Origin of the sequence: Sphingobium sp. 15-1, assembly GCF_013375535.1 — a bacterium.
Classification (GTDB): domain Bacteria; phylum Pseudomonadota; class Alphaproteobacteria; order Sphingomonadales; family Sphingomonadaceae; genus Sphingobium; species Sphingobium aromaticivastans.
In genome coordinates this window covers 1,356,564-1,372,585 of the sequence record NZ_JABXJG010000001.1, presented here as the reverse complement: position 1 = coordinate 1,372,585, position 16,022 = coordinate 1,356,564, and the positions used below count along the sequence as shown (strand labels likewise).

Sequence of the window (16,022 nt, the reverse complement as noted above, 5' to 3'; positions counted from 1 at the left end):
CCGGCCCCTCCCGTTTACGGGAGGGGGGAGACAAGAAAAATGGTATCGCACTCGGGCCTTTTGACCGTCATGGAACGCGCCGCGCGCAAGGCCGGCTCCAAGCTGCGCCGCGACTTTGGCGAGGTCGAGCATCTGCAGGTCTCCCGCAAGGGGCCGGCGGATTTCGTGTCCAAGGCTGACCAGCAGGCGGAAAAGACCCTGGTCGAGGAGTTGCAGAAGGCGCGTCCCGATTGGGGTTTCCTGCTGGAAGAGGGCGGGGAGATTGCCGGCGATCCGGGCAAGCCGCGCTGGATCATCGATCCGCTCGACGGCACCAGCAATTTTCTCCACGGCATCCCGCATTTCGCCATCTCGATCGCGGTCGAGGAACCGCTCTACGGCGGCAAGCGGGAGGTGACGACCGGCCTTATCTACCAGCCCGTCACCGACGAAAGCTATTGGGCGGAAAAGAGCCGGGGCGCGTGGCGCCACGATCAGCGGTTGCGTGTGTCGGCGCGGCGCGATCTGGGCGAGTGCCTGATCGCGACCGGCATCCCATTCATGGGCCATGGCGATTTTGCCCAGTGGACGCGCATCTTCGGCGCGGTGGCGCCTTCGGTCGCGGGCATTCGTCGCTTCGGCGCGGCATCGCTCGACCTCGCCCATGTCGCTTCCGGGCGCTATGACGGCTTTTGGGAAAGCGGATTGCAGCCCTGGGATGTCGCGGCGGGCCTGCTGATGGTGCGGGAAGCGGGCGGCTTCGTCTCGGACTTCCGCGGCGGTGACCAAGCGATCGAGCGCAAGGAAGTCATTGCGGGCAACGACGCCGTTCACAGCAAGCTGCATAAGCTGGTTGCGGGCGCGCTTCGCTAAGCTTGTTGGCCTTTCGTCTAACACATCTGCGTGTTGCGAATCATTCTCATGCCTGCGGGCCTTGCTTCGCATATGCAGCGGGCCTAAAGCGCGCCCGTAAATCATTTTCGCCCAGGGGACTCCGTTGGTCGATCTAGCCCAATATCTGCCGATCCTGATCTTTCTCGGGATCGCCTTGCTGCTTTCGAGCGCATTTGTGTTCCTGCCGATGCTCGTGGGGCGCCTGACCGGCTCTCATCAGCCCGACCCGGCCAAGCTCAGCGAATATGAATGCGGTTTCCCCGCCTTTGAAGAACCGCGCAGCCAGTTCGACGTGCGTTTCTACCTCGTCGCCATCCTGTTCATCATCTTCGATCTGGAAGCGGCGTTCCTTTATCCCTGGGCGGTCAGCCTCGACCAGATCGGCTGGGCCGGCTGGGCGACGATGATGATCTTCATAGCGGAGCTGGTGCTCGGCCTCGTCTATGCGTGGAAGAAGGGAGCACTCGATTGGGAGTAGAACTTGACCGTCCGGTTCCTGGCACGCTGTTGCCGGCCGGCACGCAGCCCGACCAGGATTTCTTCAACGCGCTGAGCAGCGAAGTCAGCGACAAGGGTTTCCTCGTCACTTCGACCGAGGAACTGTTCCAGTGGGCGCGCACCGGCTCGCTATGGTGGATGACCTTCGGCCTGGCCTGCTGCGCGGTGGAAATGATCCACGTCAACATGCCGCGCTATGACATGGAGCGCTTCGGCGCTGCGCCACGCGCCTCTCCGCGCCAGTCGGACGTGATGATCGTCGCGGGAACCCTGTGCAACAAGATGGCTCCGGCCTTGCGCAAGGTTTACGACCAGATGTCCAATCCGAAATATGTGATTTCGATGGGAAGCTGCGCGAACGGCGGGGGCTATTATCACTACAGCTATTCGGTAGTGCGCGGCTGCGACCGCATCGTGCCGGTCGATATCTATGTGCCGGGTTGCCCGCCGACCGCAGAGGCCTTGCTATACGGCATCATGCAGTTGCAGCGGAAGATCCGCCGGATCGGGACGGTTGAGCGTTAATATGGGTCATTCTGCTCCTAAGATCGCGAACCCGGAAGGGATCGCGCAGGAAATCGCCGGGCTGCTGGGATCGATGCTGGTCGAGACCGTCGACCATGCCGATGAGCTGAGCTTCACCGTCGTGCGCGAAAAGCTGGCCGAGGCGATGATGCTGTTGCGGGATCGCGGGCAATATCAGCAGCTCATGGAAATCGCTGGAGTCGATTATCCCGATCGTCCCGACCGGTTCGAGGTCTGCTACCATCTGCTCAGCGTCACGCGGAACCATCGTGTCCGCGTGAAGGTCTCCACCGATGAGGACACGCCCGTTCCGACCGTCACTCACCTCTGGCCGGTCGCCGGCTGGCTGGAGCGGGAGGTGTTCGACATGTATGGCGTCATTTTCGAAGGCAATGCCGACCTGCGCCGCATCCTGACCGACTATGGCTTCAAGGGCCATCCGCAGCGCAAGGACTTTCCGCTGACCGGCTATGTCGAGCTGCGCTATTCCGAAGAGGATAAGCGCGTCGTCTATGAGCCGGTGAAGCTGGCGCAGGACTTCCGCAGCTTCGACTTCATGAGCCCGTGGGAAGGCGCGCAATATGTGCTGCCGGGCGATGAAAAGGCTGAGGCCAAGGACCAGGGGAGCAAAGCCTGATGTCCGATTATCTCGAAAAGCTGGACCATAAGGTCGATGCCGCTGACCCGACCTACGGCGACACCGAAATCCAGAACTATACGATCAACTTCGGTCCGCAGCACCCGGCCGCTCACGGCGTTTTGCGCCTGGTCATGGAGCTGGACGGCGAAATCGTCGAGCGCTGCGACCCGCATGTCGGCCTGCTGCATCGCGGCACCGAGAAGCTGATCGAATATAAGACCTATATGCAGGCGCTGCCCTATTTCGACCGGCTGGACTATTGTTCGCCGCTCGGCATGGAGCATAGCTACGTTCTGGCCATCGAGAAGCTGCTGAATCTCGAAGTGCCGCTGCGCGCGCAATATCTGCGCGTGTTCTTCGCGGAACTGACCCGCATCTGCAACCACATGCTGAACCTCGGCTCGCACGTCATGGACGTCGGCGCGATGACGCCGAACCTGTGGCTGTTCGAAATCCGCGAGGATTGCCTTAACTTCTTCGAGCGTGCTTCGGGTGCCCGTATGCATTCGGCCTATTTCCGGCCGGGCGGCGTGCATCAGGATGTACCGCTCAAGCTGCTGACCGACATTGCCGACTGGCTCGACACTCGTCTGCCGCGCCTGTTCGAGGACGCGATGAGCCTGGTAGTCGACAACCGCATCTTCAAGCAGCGCAATGTCGACATCGCCGTCGTTTCCAAGGAAGACGCTCTCAAATGGGGCTTCTCCGGGCCGATGATCCGTGGGTCGGGTATCCCCTGGGATATCCGCAAGGCGCAGCCTTACGACGTCTATGACCGCATGGAATTCGATATTCCGGTCGGCACCAACTTCGACTGCTACGACCGCTTCATGGTGCGCGTCGAGGAAGTCCGCCAGTCCGCGCGGATCATGAAGCAGTGCCTCAATGAAATGCCGGAAGGGCCGATCGCCAGCTTCGACCGCAAGGTTTCGCCGCCCAAGCGTGGCGAGATGAAGCGCTCGATGGAAGCGCTGATCCACCATTTCAAGCTCTATACCGAAGGCTTCCACGTACCCGCTGGCGAAGTCTATGTGGCGACCGAAAGCCCCAAGGGCGAGTTCGGCGTCTATCTGGTCGCGGACGGCTCCAACAAGCCTTACCGCTGCAAGATCCGCCCGACCGCCTTCTCGCACCTTCAGGCGATGGATTTCATGATGAAGGGCCACATGCTGGCCGATACCACCGCTGTCCTGGGCGCCATGGACATCGTGTTTGGAGAATGTGACCGCTAATGGCTGACGCAGTTCATATCCCGGACGAGGCCGAGACCCGCGCGCGCTGGGGCGCCTTTGCGTGGACGGCCGAGAACGCCGAACAGGCGAAGAAGGTCATCGCCCGCTATCCCGCCGGCCGTCAGCAGTCGGCGGTGATGCCGCTGCTTGATCTCGCCCAGCGTCAGGTGGGTGCGGAAACGCAGACGAACGGCTGGCTGCCGGTGCCGGTGATGGAATATATCGCTGACCAACTCGAAATGCCGTACATGCGCGTTTACGAGGTCGCGACCTTCTACACCATGTACAACCTCGCGCCGGTCGGCCGCTATCATGTGCAGGTCTGCGGCACGACGCCGTGCATGCTGCGCGGCTCGGACGATGTGTTTTCGGCCTGCAAGAACAAGGGTCTGGTCAAGGGCGGCACGACCCCCGACGGCCTGTTCACGCTGAGCGAGGTCGAGTGTCTGGGCGCCTGCGCCAACGCGCCGATGGTCCAGATCAACGACGATAATTTCGAAGACCTGACCTATGACAGCATGAGCGCGATCCTCGACGATCTCGCCGCTGGCAAGCAGCCCAAGATCGGGCCGCAGATCGATCGCCAGACGAGCTGCCCCGAAGGTGGTCCGACCACGCTGAAAGAGATGGTTGGCGAAAATCACGACTATCGGGGGGAGTGGGCATGAGCGACGTGATTGCGCCTCTCAGCGACAAGGATCGCATCTTCACCAACGTCTATGGCTTCCAAGATTGGGGCATCGACGCGGCGATCAAGCGTGGCGATTGGGATAATACCAAGAAGCTGCTGGAAATCGGCCAGGACGAAATCATCGAGCGCATCAAGGCGTCTGGCTTGCGCGGTCGTGGCGGCGCGGGCTTCCCGACCGGCATGAAGTGGAGCTTCATGCCCAAGGAAAGCAAGGATGGCCGTCCGAGTTTCCTGGTCATCAACGCCGACGAATCCGAGCCGGGTTCGTGCAAAGACCGGGAAATCATCCGCCACGATCCGCACAAGCTGATCGAAGGCGCGCTGGTCGCCGGTTTCGCGATGCGGGCGCGGGCCGCCTATATCTACATCCGCGGGGAGTTCATCTATGAGGCGAAGGTCCTCTTCGCCGCTGTCGAACAGGCCTATGAAAAGGGCTTCCTCGGCAAGAACGCCTGCGGTTCTGGCTATGATTTCGACGTCTTCGTCCATCGCGGCGCGGGCGCCTATATCTGCGGCGAGGAAACCGCGCAGATCGAAAGCATCGAAGGCAAGAAGGGCCAGCCGCGTCTGAAGCCGCCTTTCCCGGCCGGCGCGGGCCTCTATGGCTGCCCGACCACGGTGAACAATGTGGAATCGATCGCCGTCGCGCCGACGATCCTGCGCCGTTCGCCGGAATGGTTCGCCAGCTTCGGCCGCGAGAACAACAAGGGCACAAAGCTCTTCCAGATCAGCGGCCATGTGAACAAGCCCTGCGTCGTCGAAGAATCGATGGGCATCAGCTTCAAGGAACTGATCGACCGGCATTGCGGCGGCATTCGCGGCGGTTGGGACAATCTGCTCGCGGTCATCCCCGGCGGGTCGTCGGTTCCGCTGGTCCCCGCGCGCGAGATCATGGACGCGCCGATGGATTTTGACGGGCTGCGTGGCGTCGGCTCCGGCCTTGGCACGGCCGCCGTCATCGTCATGGACAAGTCGACCGACATTGTCCGCGCCATTTCGCGCCTCTCCTATTTCTACAAGCATGAGAGCTGCGGCCAATGCACGCCCTGCCGCGAAGGCACCGGTTGGATGTGGCGGGTGATGGAGCGGCTGCGCTCGGGCGATGCGGACATCAGCGAAATCGACATGCTCCAGCAGGTGACCAAGCAGGTCGAAGGCCACACCATCTGCGCGCTAGGCGACGCGGCGGCCTGGCCGATCCAGGGGCTGATCCGGCACTTCCGTCCGGAAATCGAGCGCCGGATCAACGAAAATAAGGGTAGCGCCCCCGTCATGGAGGCAGCGGAGTAACCATGCCGAAGGTCAAAGTAGACGGCGTAGAACTCGAAGTCCCGGCGGGCGCCACTGTCCTCCAGGCGTGCGAGCTGGCGGGGAAGGAAATTCCGCGCTTCTGCTATCATGAGCGGCTGAGCATCGCGGGCAACTGCCGCATGTGTCTGGTCGAGGTGAAGCCCGGACCGCCCAAGCCGCAGGCAAGCTGCGCGCTCCCGGCCAGTGAAGGCCAGGAAATCCGCACCGACAGCGAGATGGTCAAGAAGGCGCGCGAAGGGGTGATGGAGTTCCTACTCATCAACCACCCGCTCGACTGCCCGATCTGCGATCAGGGCGGCGAATGCGACCTTCAGGACCAGTCGGTGGCCTATGGCAAGGGCACCAGCCGCTTCGAAGAGAATAAGCGCGCCGTCACCGAGAAATATATGGGGCCGATCGTCAAGACGGTCATGACCCGCTGCATCCAGTGCACCCGCTGCGTGCGCTTTGCCGAGGAAGTCGCGGGCGTGCCGGAAATCGGCGCCATCTATCGCGGCGAGAATATGCAGATCACCACCTATCTCGAACATGCCGCGAAGAGCGAGCTGTCGGGCAATGTGGTCGACCTCTGCCCGGTGGGTGCGCTGACGTCCAAGCCCTATGCGTTCGAGGCGCGTCCGTGGGAACTGACGAAGACCCATGCGATCGACGTGATGGACGCGGTCGGCACCAATATCCGCCTCGACAGCCGTGGCCGTCAGGTGCTGCGCGCGGTGCCGCGCATCAATGACGATGTGAACGAGGAATGGGCGTCGGATAAGACCCGGCACAATGTCGACGGTCTGGTCCGCAAGCGCCTCGACAAGCCCTTTATCCGCAAGGACGGCAAGCTGGTTCCGGCGACCTGGAACGAGGCTTTCGCGGCGATTGCCACCGTCAAACATGGCGGTTCGGTCGCGGCTCTGGCCGGTGATCTGCTCGACTGCGAGACGATGTTCGCGGGTAAGGCGCTGGTCGAGAAGCTGGGCGGTAACCTGCTCGAAGGTCGTCAAACCGGCCTTGCCTATGATGTGTCGAGCCTGTCGGCGGTGAACTTCAACACGACGCTGGCCGGTCTGGAGACCGCTGACGTGATCCTGCTGGTTGGCACCAATCTGCGCTGGGAAGCGCCGCTGGTGAACACCCGCATCCGCAAGGCGATCAAGAAGGGCGCGAAGGTCTTCGCCCTCGGCCCGCAGGTCGACCTCACCTATAAGGTCGAATGGCTGGGTAACGACGCCTCGCTGCTCGCCAAGCTGCCGGAAGCGGTGGTCGAGGCCTTCGGTAAGGCGGCCCGTCCGGCAATGATCGTCGGCGGCGGCGTGCTGGCCAAGGACGGCGCGCATGGCGACACGCTGGCGCTGGTCGAGACGCTGGGCCTGATCAAGGACGCCGCTTCGACAGGTTCAGGACGGGGCTGGAACGGCTATAATGTCCTGCACTTCGCGGCGGCGCGCATGGGCGGGCTGATGCTTGGCTATGCGGTCGAAGGCGGCGTCAAGGCTATAGCGGCCGCTAAGCCCAAGCTGCTCTTCTCGCTCGGCGCGGACGAAGTCGATTATTCGGCGTTCGAGGACAGCTTCAAGGTCTATGTCGGCCACCATGGCGACAAGGGCGCCCATGCGGCGGACGTGATCCTGCCGGGCGCGAGCTATGCCGAAAAGGCGGGCACCTATGTCAATCTGGAAGGTCGGGTGCAGCGCGGCGAAAAGGCCGTGTTCGCGCCGGGCGACGCCCGCGAGGATTGGTCGATCCTCCGCGCGCTGTCGGAAGTGCTGGGCGCGACCCTGAACTTCGACAGCTTCGAGCAGCTCCGCGCTGAAATGGCCAAGGCGGTTCCGGCGCTCGGGCAAGAGGGACTGGCCGATTATGGCTGGTCCATTCCGCCGCTCCCGACCGGCGCGACCGGTGAGTTTGGCTCACCGATCAAGGATTTCTACCTGACCAACGCCATCTGCCGCGCCAGCCCGACGATGCAGCAATGCTCGGCCGAGCTGATCCATGGCGAGAGCTTCGCGGAGGCCGCAGAGTGACCGCTTTCTTCCAAAATCTGGGCCTGCCATTCGAAGGCGCGTGGGCGTTGTCCACAATCATCGGCATTTTGCTGATCGCCCTGCCGCTCATGCTGGCCGTGGCGATGATCATCTATGCCGACCGCAAGATCTGGGCGGCCATGGCGCTGCGCAGGGGACCGAATGTCGTCGGTCCTTTCGGTCTGCTCCAGTCCTTCGCGGACGGCGCCAAGGTTTTCCTGCAGGAAACCATCATCCCGTCGGCGGCTAATCGCACGCTCTTCCTGATCGCGCCGATCATCACCTTCACGGTCGCGCTGATGGCCTGGGCGGTGATCCCGTTCCAGGTCGGCGTCGTTGTTGCCAACATCAATGTCGGCCTGCTCTATATTCTCGCGGTCAGTTCGCTGGGCGTTTACGGGATCGTGCTGTCCGGCTGGGCCTCCAACTCCAAATATCCCTTCTATTCCGCGATCCGCGCCAGTGCGCAGATGATCAGCTATGAAGTCTCGATCGGCTTTATCCTGGTCTGCGTCGTGCTCTGGGCGGGCAGCTTCAACCTGACCGCGATCGTCGAGAGCCAGAAGGGCTATTATGGTTTCCTGAACGGCAACGGCTTCAACCCGCTGCTCTTCCCGATGGCGATCATGTTCCTGATCTCGGCCATGGCGGAAACGGCGCGGGCGCCCTTCGACCTGACCGAAGCGGAATCGGAACTCGTCGCCGGTTATCAGACCGAATATTCGTCCATGGCCTTCGCCCTGTTCTGGCTGGGCGAATATGCGAACGTGATCCTGATGTGTGCGCTGAACGCCATCCTGTTCTGGGGCGGTTATCTGCCGCCGCTCGATTGGGCGCCGCTCTATTATGTGCCGGGCATTATCTGGCTGTTCGCCAAGATCCTGTTCTTCTTCTTCGTCTTCTCCTGGGTGAAGGCGACGGTGCCCCGCTATCGCTACGACCAGCTTATGCGGCTGGGCTGGAAGATTTTCCTGCCGACCTCGCTGCTGTTCGTCTTCCTGGTTTCGGGCTTCCTCATGTTCACGCGTTACGGAGGCGCTCAATGAGCCTCGGCTATTATGTCAAGTCCTTCACCCTCTGGGAGTTTGTGAAGGCGCATTGGCTGACCTTGAAATATTTTTTCAAGCCCAAGGCGACCATCAACTACCCCTATGAGAAGAACCCGATTTCGCCGCGGTTCCGGGGTGAACATGCGCTGCGCCGCTATCCCAATGGGGAAGAGCGCTGCATCGCGTGCAAGCTGTGTGAGGCGATCTGTCCCGCCCAGGCGATCACCATCGAAGCGCAGCCGCGCGACGATGGCAGCCGCCGGACGACGCGCTACGACATCGACATGACCAAGTGCATCTATTGCGGCTTCTGTCAGGAAGCCTGCCCGGTAGACGCGGTCGTCGAGGGACCCAATTTCGAATTCGCCACCGAAACGCGTGAGGAGCTGATCTACGACAAGGCCAAGCTCCTTGAAAATGGGGACAAGTGGGAGCGGGCGATTGCCGCGAACCTTGCCGCCGATGCACCCTACCGTTAAGCCGCAGCCGCCCAAGGGGAACATGGTCCTGTGATTCACGTGCTTGCCTTTTATCTGTTCGCCGCGATCGTGGTGTGCAGCGGCGCGCTGACGATCCTGTCGCGCAATCCGGTCCATTCGGTGCTGTGGCTGATCCTCGCCTTCTTCAACGCGGCGGGGCTGATGGTCCTGCTGGGCGCCGAATTCATCGCGATGCTTCTGGTCATCGTCTATGTCGGCGCGGTCGCCGTGCTGTTCCTGTTCGTCGTCATGATGCTCGACATCGACTTCGCTGAACTGCGCGCCGGTTTCGTCGATTATCTGCCGTTCGGACTGCTGATCGCGCTGGTGCTGCTGGCCGAGATCGTGCTGGGCATTGGCTTGTGGAGCGCCGGTCCCATTGAGTTGGCGCAGCGCGCCGCGCCGGTGAACCCGGAGCTTTCCAACATCCAGGCGATCGGCGGGCTGCTCTACACCCGCTATATCTTCCTGTTCGAAGCGGCGGGCATCGTCCTGCTGGTCGCGATGATCGGTGCCATCGTGCTGACCCATCGCGCGCGCGGCGGCGTGAAGGGCCAGAATGTCGCTAAGCAGAACCGCCGCCGTCCGCAGGATGCGGTGCGTAACATCAATCAGCCAGTCGGGCAGGGGGTGGAGCTGTGATCGGCCTTCAGCATTATATGGTGGTCAGCGCGATCCTCTTCGTGATGGGCGTGCTGGGCATCTTCATCAACCGCAAGAATGTCATCATCATCCTGATGGCAATCGAGCTGATCCTGCTCAGCGTGAACATCAACCTTGTCGCCTTCAGCGCCTTCCTGGGCGATCTGGTGGGCCAGGTGTTCAGCATGTTCGTGCTGACCGTCGCGGCGGGTGAGGCGGCCATCGGCCTTGCCATCCTCGTCATTTACTTCCGTGGTCGCGGCACCATCGCCGTCGACGATGTCAACCGGATGAAGGGCTAAAGCTCGATGATCCAGCTTATCGTCCTTCTCCCGTTGCTGGCTGCTGCCATCGCCGGTCTTGGCAACAAGACTCTTGGCAAGCTGCCGGCGAAGATCGTCACCACCGGCGCGCTTTTTGCCTCCTGCGCAATGAGCTGGCCGATTTTCCTGAGCTTCGTGACCGGCCATGCCGAGCCTTATGTCGCCCCGGCCTTCACCTGGATTCAGTCGGGCAGCTTCGATGCTCAGTGGGCGTTGCGGGTCGACACCATGACCGCGGTCATGCTGGTGGTGATCACCAGCGTGTCGAGCCTCGTCCACCTGTATTCGTGGGGCTATATGGAGGAGGAGCCGGATCAGCCGCGCTTCTTCGCCTATCTGTCGCTCTTCACCTTCGCGATGCTGATGCTCGTGACCGCGAACAATCTGTTGCAGATGTTCTTCGGCTGGGAAGGCGTCGGTTTGGCATCCTATCTGCTGATCGGCTTCTGGTTCCGTAAGCCCTCGGCCAATGCCGCCGCGATCAAGGCGTTCGTCGTCAACCGCGTTGGTGACCTTGGCTTCATGATGGGCATTTTCGGTACCTATCTGGTGTTCAACACCATCTCGATCCCGGAAATCCTGGCCGCCGCGCCTTCCATGGCCGGTTCGACCATCGGTTTCCTTGGCCATCGTTTCGATACGATGACCGTGCTTTGCCTGCTGCTGTTCATCGGCGCGATGGGCAAGTCGGCGCAGCTCGGCCTCCACACCTGGCTGCCGGACGCGATGGAAGGCCCGACCCCGGTGTCGGCGCTGATCCACGCGGCGACCATGGTGACGGCGGGCGTGTTCATGGTGTGCCGTCTGTCGCCCATGTTCGAAACCTCGCCAACCGCGCTCGGTTTCGTGACCTTCATCGGTGCCGCCACCTGTCTGTTCGCGGCGACCGTGGGCACGGTGCAGAACGACATCAAGCGCGTCATCGCCTATTCGACCTGTTCGCAGCTCGGCTATATGTTCTTCGCGGCGGGCGTCGGCGCCTATGGCGCGGCGATGTTCCACCTCTTCACCCACGCCTTCTTCAAGGCGCTGCTGTTCCTGGGTGCCGGCTCGGTCATCCATGCGATGCACCATGAGCAGGACATGCGTTACTATGGCGCGCTGCGGAAGGAGATCCCGATCACCTTCTGGACGATGACGCTGGGCACGCTGGCCATCACCGGCGTCGGCCTGCCGCTCGTTGGCGTCGGCTTTGCGGGCTTCTATTCGAAGGACGGCATTCTCGAAGCGGCCTATGCTTCGGGCGGTGCGGGCGTCGGCGCCTATCTGGTCGGCGTGTTCGCGGCGCTGCTCACCAGCTTCTACAGTTGGCGTCTGGTGTTCCTGACCTTCTTCGGCAAGCCCCGCTGGGCCGCTTCGGAGCATATCCAGCATGCGGTCCACGGCCATCATGAGACGCCGGAAGAAGAAACCGAGCATGACGGCCATGGCCATCATGACGAGCAAGGCCATGAGCTGACCGGCACGGCGGGCTATCATCCGCATGAAAGTCCCTGGGTCATGCTGGTGCCGCTGGTGGTGCTGAGCCTGGGTGCGGTGTTCGCGGGCTTCCTGTTCCACGATCAGTTCATTGGTCCCGAAGGGGGCATCGAGTTCTGGAAGGGCGCGCTCGCGTTCGACAGCCACCTGATGCACGCGAGCCATGAAGTGCCGACCTGGGTCAAGTTCGGTCCGTTCACGGTGATGCTGACCGGCCTCGTGATCGCCATGCTGGCCTATCTCAAGTTCACCGACTGGCCGCGCCGCTTCGTCGCTACCTTCGGTGCGCTCTACCAGTTCCTGCTCAACAAATGGTATTTCGACGAGCTGTATCATTTCCTGTTCGTCAAGCCTGCCTTCGCCATCGGCCGCTTCTTCTGGAAGTTCGGTGACGTCGGCTTCATCGACCGCTTCGGGCCCAATGGTCTGGCTGCGCTGGTCGTGCAGGGCAATAAAGTCACCCGTCGGCTTCAGTCCGGCTACCTTTACACTTACGCGCTGGTGATGCTGATTGGCCTCGCCGCGGCCGCAACCTGGGCGATGACACGATAATGGACGGCTTCCCCATCCTTTCCCTGATGATGGCAGTGCCGATGGCGGGGGCCATCGCCTGTCTCTACTCGGGCGCCAGTCAGGCGCGCCTGATCGCGCTGGTGGCGACACTGGCCGATTTGGTGCTGGGCGTCGTGCTGTGGGCGCATTTCGACCAGTCGGGCACCGCCGCGCAGTGGCAGTTCCAGGAATATGCGCCGATCTTCGGGCGCTTCGCCTGGGCGCTGGGCATTGACGGCATCGCGCTGCTGCTGATCATGCTGACCGTCTTCCTGATGCCGATCTGCATCGGGGCGAGCTGGCTGGCGATCGAAAAGCGCGTCGGTGAATATATGGCGGCGTTCCTGTTCATGGAGGTGCTGATGATCGGCGTCTTCACGGCGCAGGATCTCTATCTCTTCTACATCATGTTCGAAGCCGGCCTGATTCCGATGTATCTCATCATCGGCATCTGGGGTGGCGCGGATCGTATCTACGCCTCGTACAAATTCTTCCTCTACACGCTGCTCGGCTCGGTGCTGATGCTGATCGCGATGATGTGGATGGTGCATGACGCGGGCACGACCGACATCCCGACGCTGATGGCGTATAATTTCGATCCCAAGATCCAGATCTGGCTGTGGCTCGCCTTCTTCGCCAGCTTCGCGGTGAAGATGCCGATGTGGCCGGTCCACACCTGGCTGCCCGACGCGCACGTTCAGGCGCCGACTGCCGGTTCGGTCATTCTGGCGGGCGTGCTGCTGAAGATGGGTGGCTATGGCTTCATCCGCTTCTCGCTGCCGATGTTCCCGGAAGCCTCGGCGCAGCTCGCGCCGCTGGTCTGGGGTCTGTCGATGGTCGCGGTGGTCTATACCAGCCTCGTCGCCCTCGTTCAGTCGGACATGAAGAAGCTGATCGCTTACTCGTCGGTCGCGCATATGGCGATCGTCACCGTCGGCCTGTTCGCCTTCAACCAGGCGGGCATCGAAGGCGCGATGATGGTGATGCTGGGCCATGGTCTGGTGTCGGGCGCGCTCTTCCTCTGCGTCGGCGTCATCTATGACCGCCTGCACACCCGTGAGATCGCCCGTTATGGCGGCCTCAGCATCAACATGCCGAAATATGCGGTGCTGTTCATGCTGTTCACCATGGCGTCGGTCGGTCTGCCGGGCACCAGCAACTTCGTCGGGGAATTCCTGTCGCTGATGGGCATTTACCAGGCGTCGAGCTGGGTGGCGCTGGTCTGCACCACGGGTATCATTCTGGGCGCGGCCTATATGCTCTATCTCTATCGCCGCATCTGCTATGGCGAGCAGAAGAATGCCGACGCGGCGGCCATGCCTGACCTGTCGATGCGGGAAATGTGGCTGCTGGCCCCGATCGCTGCGGCGGTGCTGTGGATGGGCATCTATCCCGAGAGCTTCCTCAGCCCTATGCGTTCCGACATCCGCGCGCTCGAAGCGCGCATCGCCTCCGCCGCTCCGGCGGGTGATTCCAAGATCAAGATGGGTCCGGTGCTTCCGGGTGCTGAGGCTCATCATGAACCTGCCGCTGCAATATCCCATGAAAAAGCGTCGGGGGAGGCGCACTGATGATTGATTCCGCTTCCCTTCTGGCGGTCCTGCCGGAGCTGGTGCTGACGGCCGGTGGCCTGATCCTGCTGCTGATCGCGGCCTATGGCGGCGATGGCACGACCCGGTTGATCAACTGGCTGTCGGTCGCCACGCTGGCGATTGCCGGGCTGACGCTCTCGACCTCGCTCGCTCATGGGCCGGAGGCCTTTGACGGGCTGGTCCGGGCTGACGCCTTCTCGGTCTTTGCCAAGGCGCTGATCTATGGCGCGGCGGCGGCGGCGATCCTGTTGGCTCCACGCTATTTCATCACCGGAGGCGCGCTGCGGCCTGAATATCCGATCCTGATCCTCTTCGCCGCCATCGGCATGGGGATGATGGTGTCGGCGGGCGACATGCTGACGCTCTATGTCGGCCTCGAAATGAACAGCCTCGCCTCCTATGTGCTGGCGAGCTTCATGCGGCAGGACGAGCGTTCGTCCGAAGCGGGCCTCAAATATTTCGTCCTGGGGTCACTGGCGAGCGGCATCCTGCTCTACGGCATTTCGCTGCTCTACGGCTTTACCGGCAGCACCGGCTTTGACGGCATTGCGGTGGCGCTGGGCGACGGCGTGTCGAAGGGCGAACTGTTCGGGCTGGTGTTCGTGCTGGCGGGCCTCGCGTTCAAGATCAGCGCCGTGCCGTTCCACATGTGGACGCCCGACGTCTATGAAGGCGCGCCGACCCCGGTCACGACCTTCTTCGCCAGCGCGCCCAAGGTCGCGGCCATGGGCCTGACCGTCCGCGTGGCGATCGAGGCGCTGGGTCCGGCGGGGCTGGACTGGCAGCAGGTCGTGATCTTCGTGGCCCTGGCCTCGATCCTCTTCGGCGCGGTCGCGGCCATCGGCCAGACCAACATCAAGCGCCTGATGGCCTATTCCTCGATCAACAATGTCGGCTTCGCGCTGATCGGCCTTGCCACCGGCACGCCGGCCGGCGCGGCGGCGACGATGAGCTATATGGCCATCTATGTCGTCATGACCATCGGCGGTTTCGCCTGCATCCTGCAGATGCGCGATGCGGAAGGGCGACCGGTCGAGACCATCGCCAGCCTGGCGGGCCTGTCGCGCTCGCGCAAGGGGCTGGCGGCGGCGCTGGCGATCTTCATGTTCTCCATGGCCGGCATCCCGCCGCTCTTTGGCTTCTGGGCGAAGTTCCTGGTGTTCGACGCAGCGGTCGCGGCGGGCCTGACGGCGCTCGCGGCCTTCGGCATCGCCATGTCGGTCATTGGCGCCTTCTATTATCTGAAGATCATCAAGACGATGTATTTCGACGAGCCGGCGGCGCCCTATGAAGCGCGCGGCGGCGCTGTCGAGAATATCATCATGACGGCCTGCGCCGTGGTGATCGTCTTCGGTTATTTCCTGAACCCCGTCCTCGACAAGGCGAGCGCGGCGGCAGCGGCGTCGCTGTTCTGACCGAGCTTCGCTTCGTCGAGGAGACTGGCTCCACCAATGCCGATATGCTGGCCCTGGTGGAGCAGGGCGTGCCTGAGGGCTGCTGGCTGCGCGCGGGACGCCAGACCGACGGGCGGGGGCGCATGGGGCGGAATTGGGAAAGCCCCGACGGCAATCTTCATTGTTCGACGCTGATCCGGCTGCGCGATGGCGATCCGTTGCCGCATACGCTCGCCCTGGTCGCCGCCAATGCCGTGCATGCGCTGGTGGCGCCGCTTTGCCAGGGCCAGGCGCGGATCAAATGGCCCAATGACGTGCTGGTCGACGGCGCGAAGATTGCCGGCATATTGTTGGAGCGGGCGGGCGATGCGATCGTTGCGGGGATCGGCATCAACGTGACGGGGCATCCGACCGGACTCGACCGGCCGGTAACGAGCCTGTTCGCGCAGGGCGCGCCAGATGCCGATGCAGCGTCCTTGCAGGCACGGTTGGCGGAATTGTTCGCCCATTGGCTGGCGGTGTGGCGGGCGCAGGGGCTGGAGCCGGTGCGGACGCATTGGCTGCTCAACGCCCATCCCACCGGCACGCCGATGCGCGTGGTGCAACCCGATGGCGAGACGGTGGAAGGCACATTCGACACGCTCGACCGCCATGGCATGCTGATCCTGCGCTTGGCGAATGGCGAGAGCCGTGCCATTCATGCCGGCGACATCCTTCTCATCTGACATCC

The 16,022-nt window shown here is 62.5% G+C and carries 15 protein-coding genes and 1 pseudogene; all 16 read left to right on the top strand.

What is annotated here, in order from left to right; translation table 11 throughout:
- Positions 1-39 precede the first annotated feature (39 nt).
- The 16 genes and pseudogenes from HUK72_RS06375 to HUK72_RS06300 all read left to right on the top strand — a co-directional run bounded on the left by HUK72_RS06375 (position 40) and on the right by HUK72_RS06300 (position 16,017).
- The gene (locus HUK72_RS06375) at positions 40-852 is read left to right on the top strand and encodes an inositol monophosphatase family protein (protein ID WP_176596036.1); all 813 of its coding nucleotides are present in this window, start codon (positions 40-42) and stop codon (positions 850-852) included.
- A 124-nt stretch (positions 853-976) separates the two neighbouring features.
- Positions 977-1,351 carry an NADH-quinone oxidoreductase subunit A gene (locus HUK72_RS06370; RefSeq protein ID WP_176596035.1) on the top strand — a complete coding sequence of 125 codons (375 nt, stop codon included), beginning with the start codon at positions 977-979 and terminating at the stop codon, positions 1,349-1,351.
- Positions 1,342-1,896: an NADH-quinone oxidoreductase subunit B family protein gene (locus HUK72_RS06365; protein ID WP_066555741.1), complete on the top strand. Its 555-nt coding sequence runs from the start codon at positions 1,342-1,344 to the stop codon at positions 1,894-1,896. The genes HUK72_RS06370 and HUK72_RS06365 overlap by 10 nt, the downstream gene beginning before the upstream one ends.
- A gap of 1 nt (position 1,897) precedes the next feature.
- Positions 1,898-2,503, top strand: a pseudogene (locus HUK72_RS06360) (NADH-quinone oxidoreductase subunit C); the annotation flags it as partial.
- Between the two features lie 29 nt (positions 2,504-2,532).
- Positions 2,533-3,768 carry an NADH-quinone oxidoreductase subunit D gene (locus HUK72_RS06355; protein ID WP_176596034.1) on the top strand — a complete coding sequence of 412 codons (1,236 nt, stop codon included), beginning with the start codon at positions 2,533-2,535 and terminating at the stop codon, positions 3,766-3,768.
- Positions 3,768-4,436, top strand: a complete 669-nt coding sequence (gene nuoE, locus HUK72_RS06350; protein ID WP_176596033.1) for an NADH-quinone oxidoreductase subunit NuoE — start codon at positions 3,768-3,770, stop codon at positions 4,434-4,436. The genes HUK72_RS06355 and nuoE overlap by 1 nt, the downstream gene beginning before the upstream one ends.
- Entirely contained in the window at positions 4,433-5,749 is a 1,317-nt protein-coding gene (nuoF, locus tag HUK72_RS06345; RefSeq protein WP_176596032.1) for an NADH-quinone oxidoreductase subunit NuoF, read from the top strand. The genes nuoE and nuoF overlap by 4 nt, the downstream gene beginning before the upstream one ends.
- 2 nt (positions 5,750-5,751) lie before the next feature.
- Positions 5,752-7,782, top strand: a complete 2,031-nt coding sequence (nuoG, locus tag HUK72_RS06340) for an NADH-quinone oxidoreductase subunit NuoG (protein ID WP_176596031.1) — start codon at positions 5,752-5,754, stop codon at positions 7,780-7,782.
- The gene (nuoH, locus tag HUK72_RS06335) at positions 7,779-8,828 is read left to right on the top strand and encodes an NADH-quinone oxidoreductase subunit NuoH (RefSeq protein WP_176596030.1); all 1,050 of its coding nucleotides are present in this window, start codon (positions 7,779-7,781) and stop codon (positions 8,826-8,828) included. Before nuoG ends, nuoH begins: the two co-directional genes overlap by 4 nt.
- Positions 8,825-9,310, top strand: coding sequence for an NADH-quinone oxidoreductase subunit NuoI (gene nuoI / locus HUK72_RS06330; RefSeq protein ID WP_056689625.1), 486 nt, complete (start codon positions 8,825-8,827; stop codon positions 9,308-9,310). The genes nuoH and nuoI overlap by 4 nt, the downstream gene beginning before the upstream one ends.
- Positions 9,311-9,340: 30 nt before the next feature.
- On the top strand, positions 9,341-9,952 hold the full coding sequence (locus HUK72_RS06325; protein WP_176596029.1) for an NADH-quinone oxidoreductase subunit J: 612 nt from the start codon (positions 9,341-9,343) through the stop codon (positions 9,950-9,952).
- Positions 9,949-10,254, top strand: a complete 306-nt coding sequence (gene nuoK / locus HUK72_RS06320; RefSeq protein WP_004211745.1) for an NADH-quinone oxidoreductase subunit NuoK — start codon at positions 9,949-9,951, stop codon at positions 10,252-10,254. Before HUK72_RS06325 ends, nuoK begins: the two co-directional genes overlap by 4 nt.
- Positions 10,255-10,260: 6 nt before the next feature.
- On the top strand, positions 10,261-12,306 hold the full coding sequence (gene nuoL, locus HUK72_RS06315) for an NADH-quinone oxidoreductase subunit L (RefSeq protein ID WP_176596028.1): 2,046 nt from the start codon (positions 10,261-10,263) through the stop codon (positions 12,304-12,306).
- On the top strand, positions 12,306-13,877 hold the full coding sequence (locus HUK72_RS06310; RefSeq protein WP_176596027.1) for an NADH-quinone oxidoreductase subunit M: 1,572 nt from the start codon (positions 12,306-12,308) through the stop codon (positions 13,875-13,877). Before nuoL ends, HUK72_RS06310 begins: the two co-directional genes overlap by 1 nt.
- Positions 13,877-15,313 carry an NADH-quinone oxidoreductase subunit NuoN gene (gene nuoN, locus HUK72_RS06305; protein ID WP_176596026.1) on the top strand — a complete coding sequence of 479 codons (1,437 nt, stop codon included), beginning with the start codon at positions 13,877-13,879 and terminating at the stop codon, positions 15,311-15,313. The genes HUK72_RS06310 and nuoN overlap by 1 nt, the downstream gene beginning before the upstream one ends.
- Positions 15,310-16,017 (top strand): biotin--[acetyl-CoA-carboxylase] ligase, encoded by a 708-nt coding sequence (locus HUK72_RS06300; RefSeq protein WP_255325775.1) that lies wholly within the window; start codon positions 15,310-15,312, stop codon positions 16,015-16,017. The genes nuoN and HUK72_RS06300 overlap by 4 nt, the downstream gene beginning before the upstream one ends.
- Positions 16,018-16,022 lie beyond the last annotated feature (5 nt).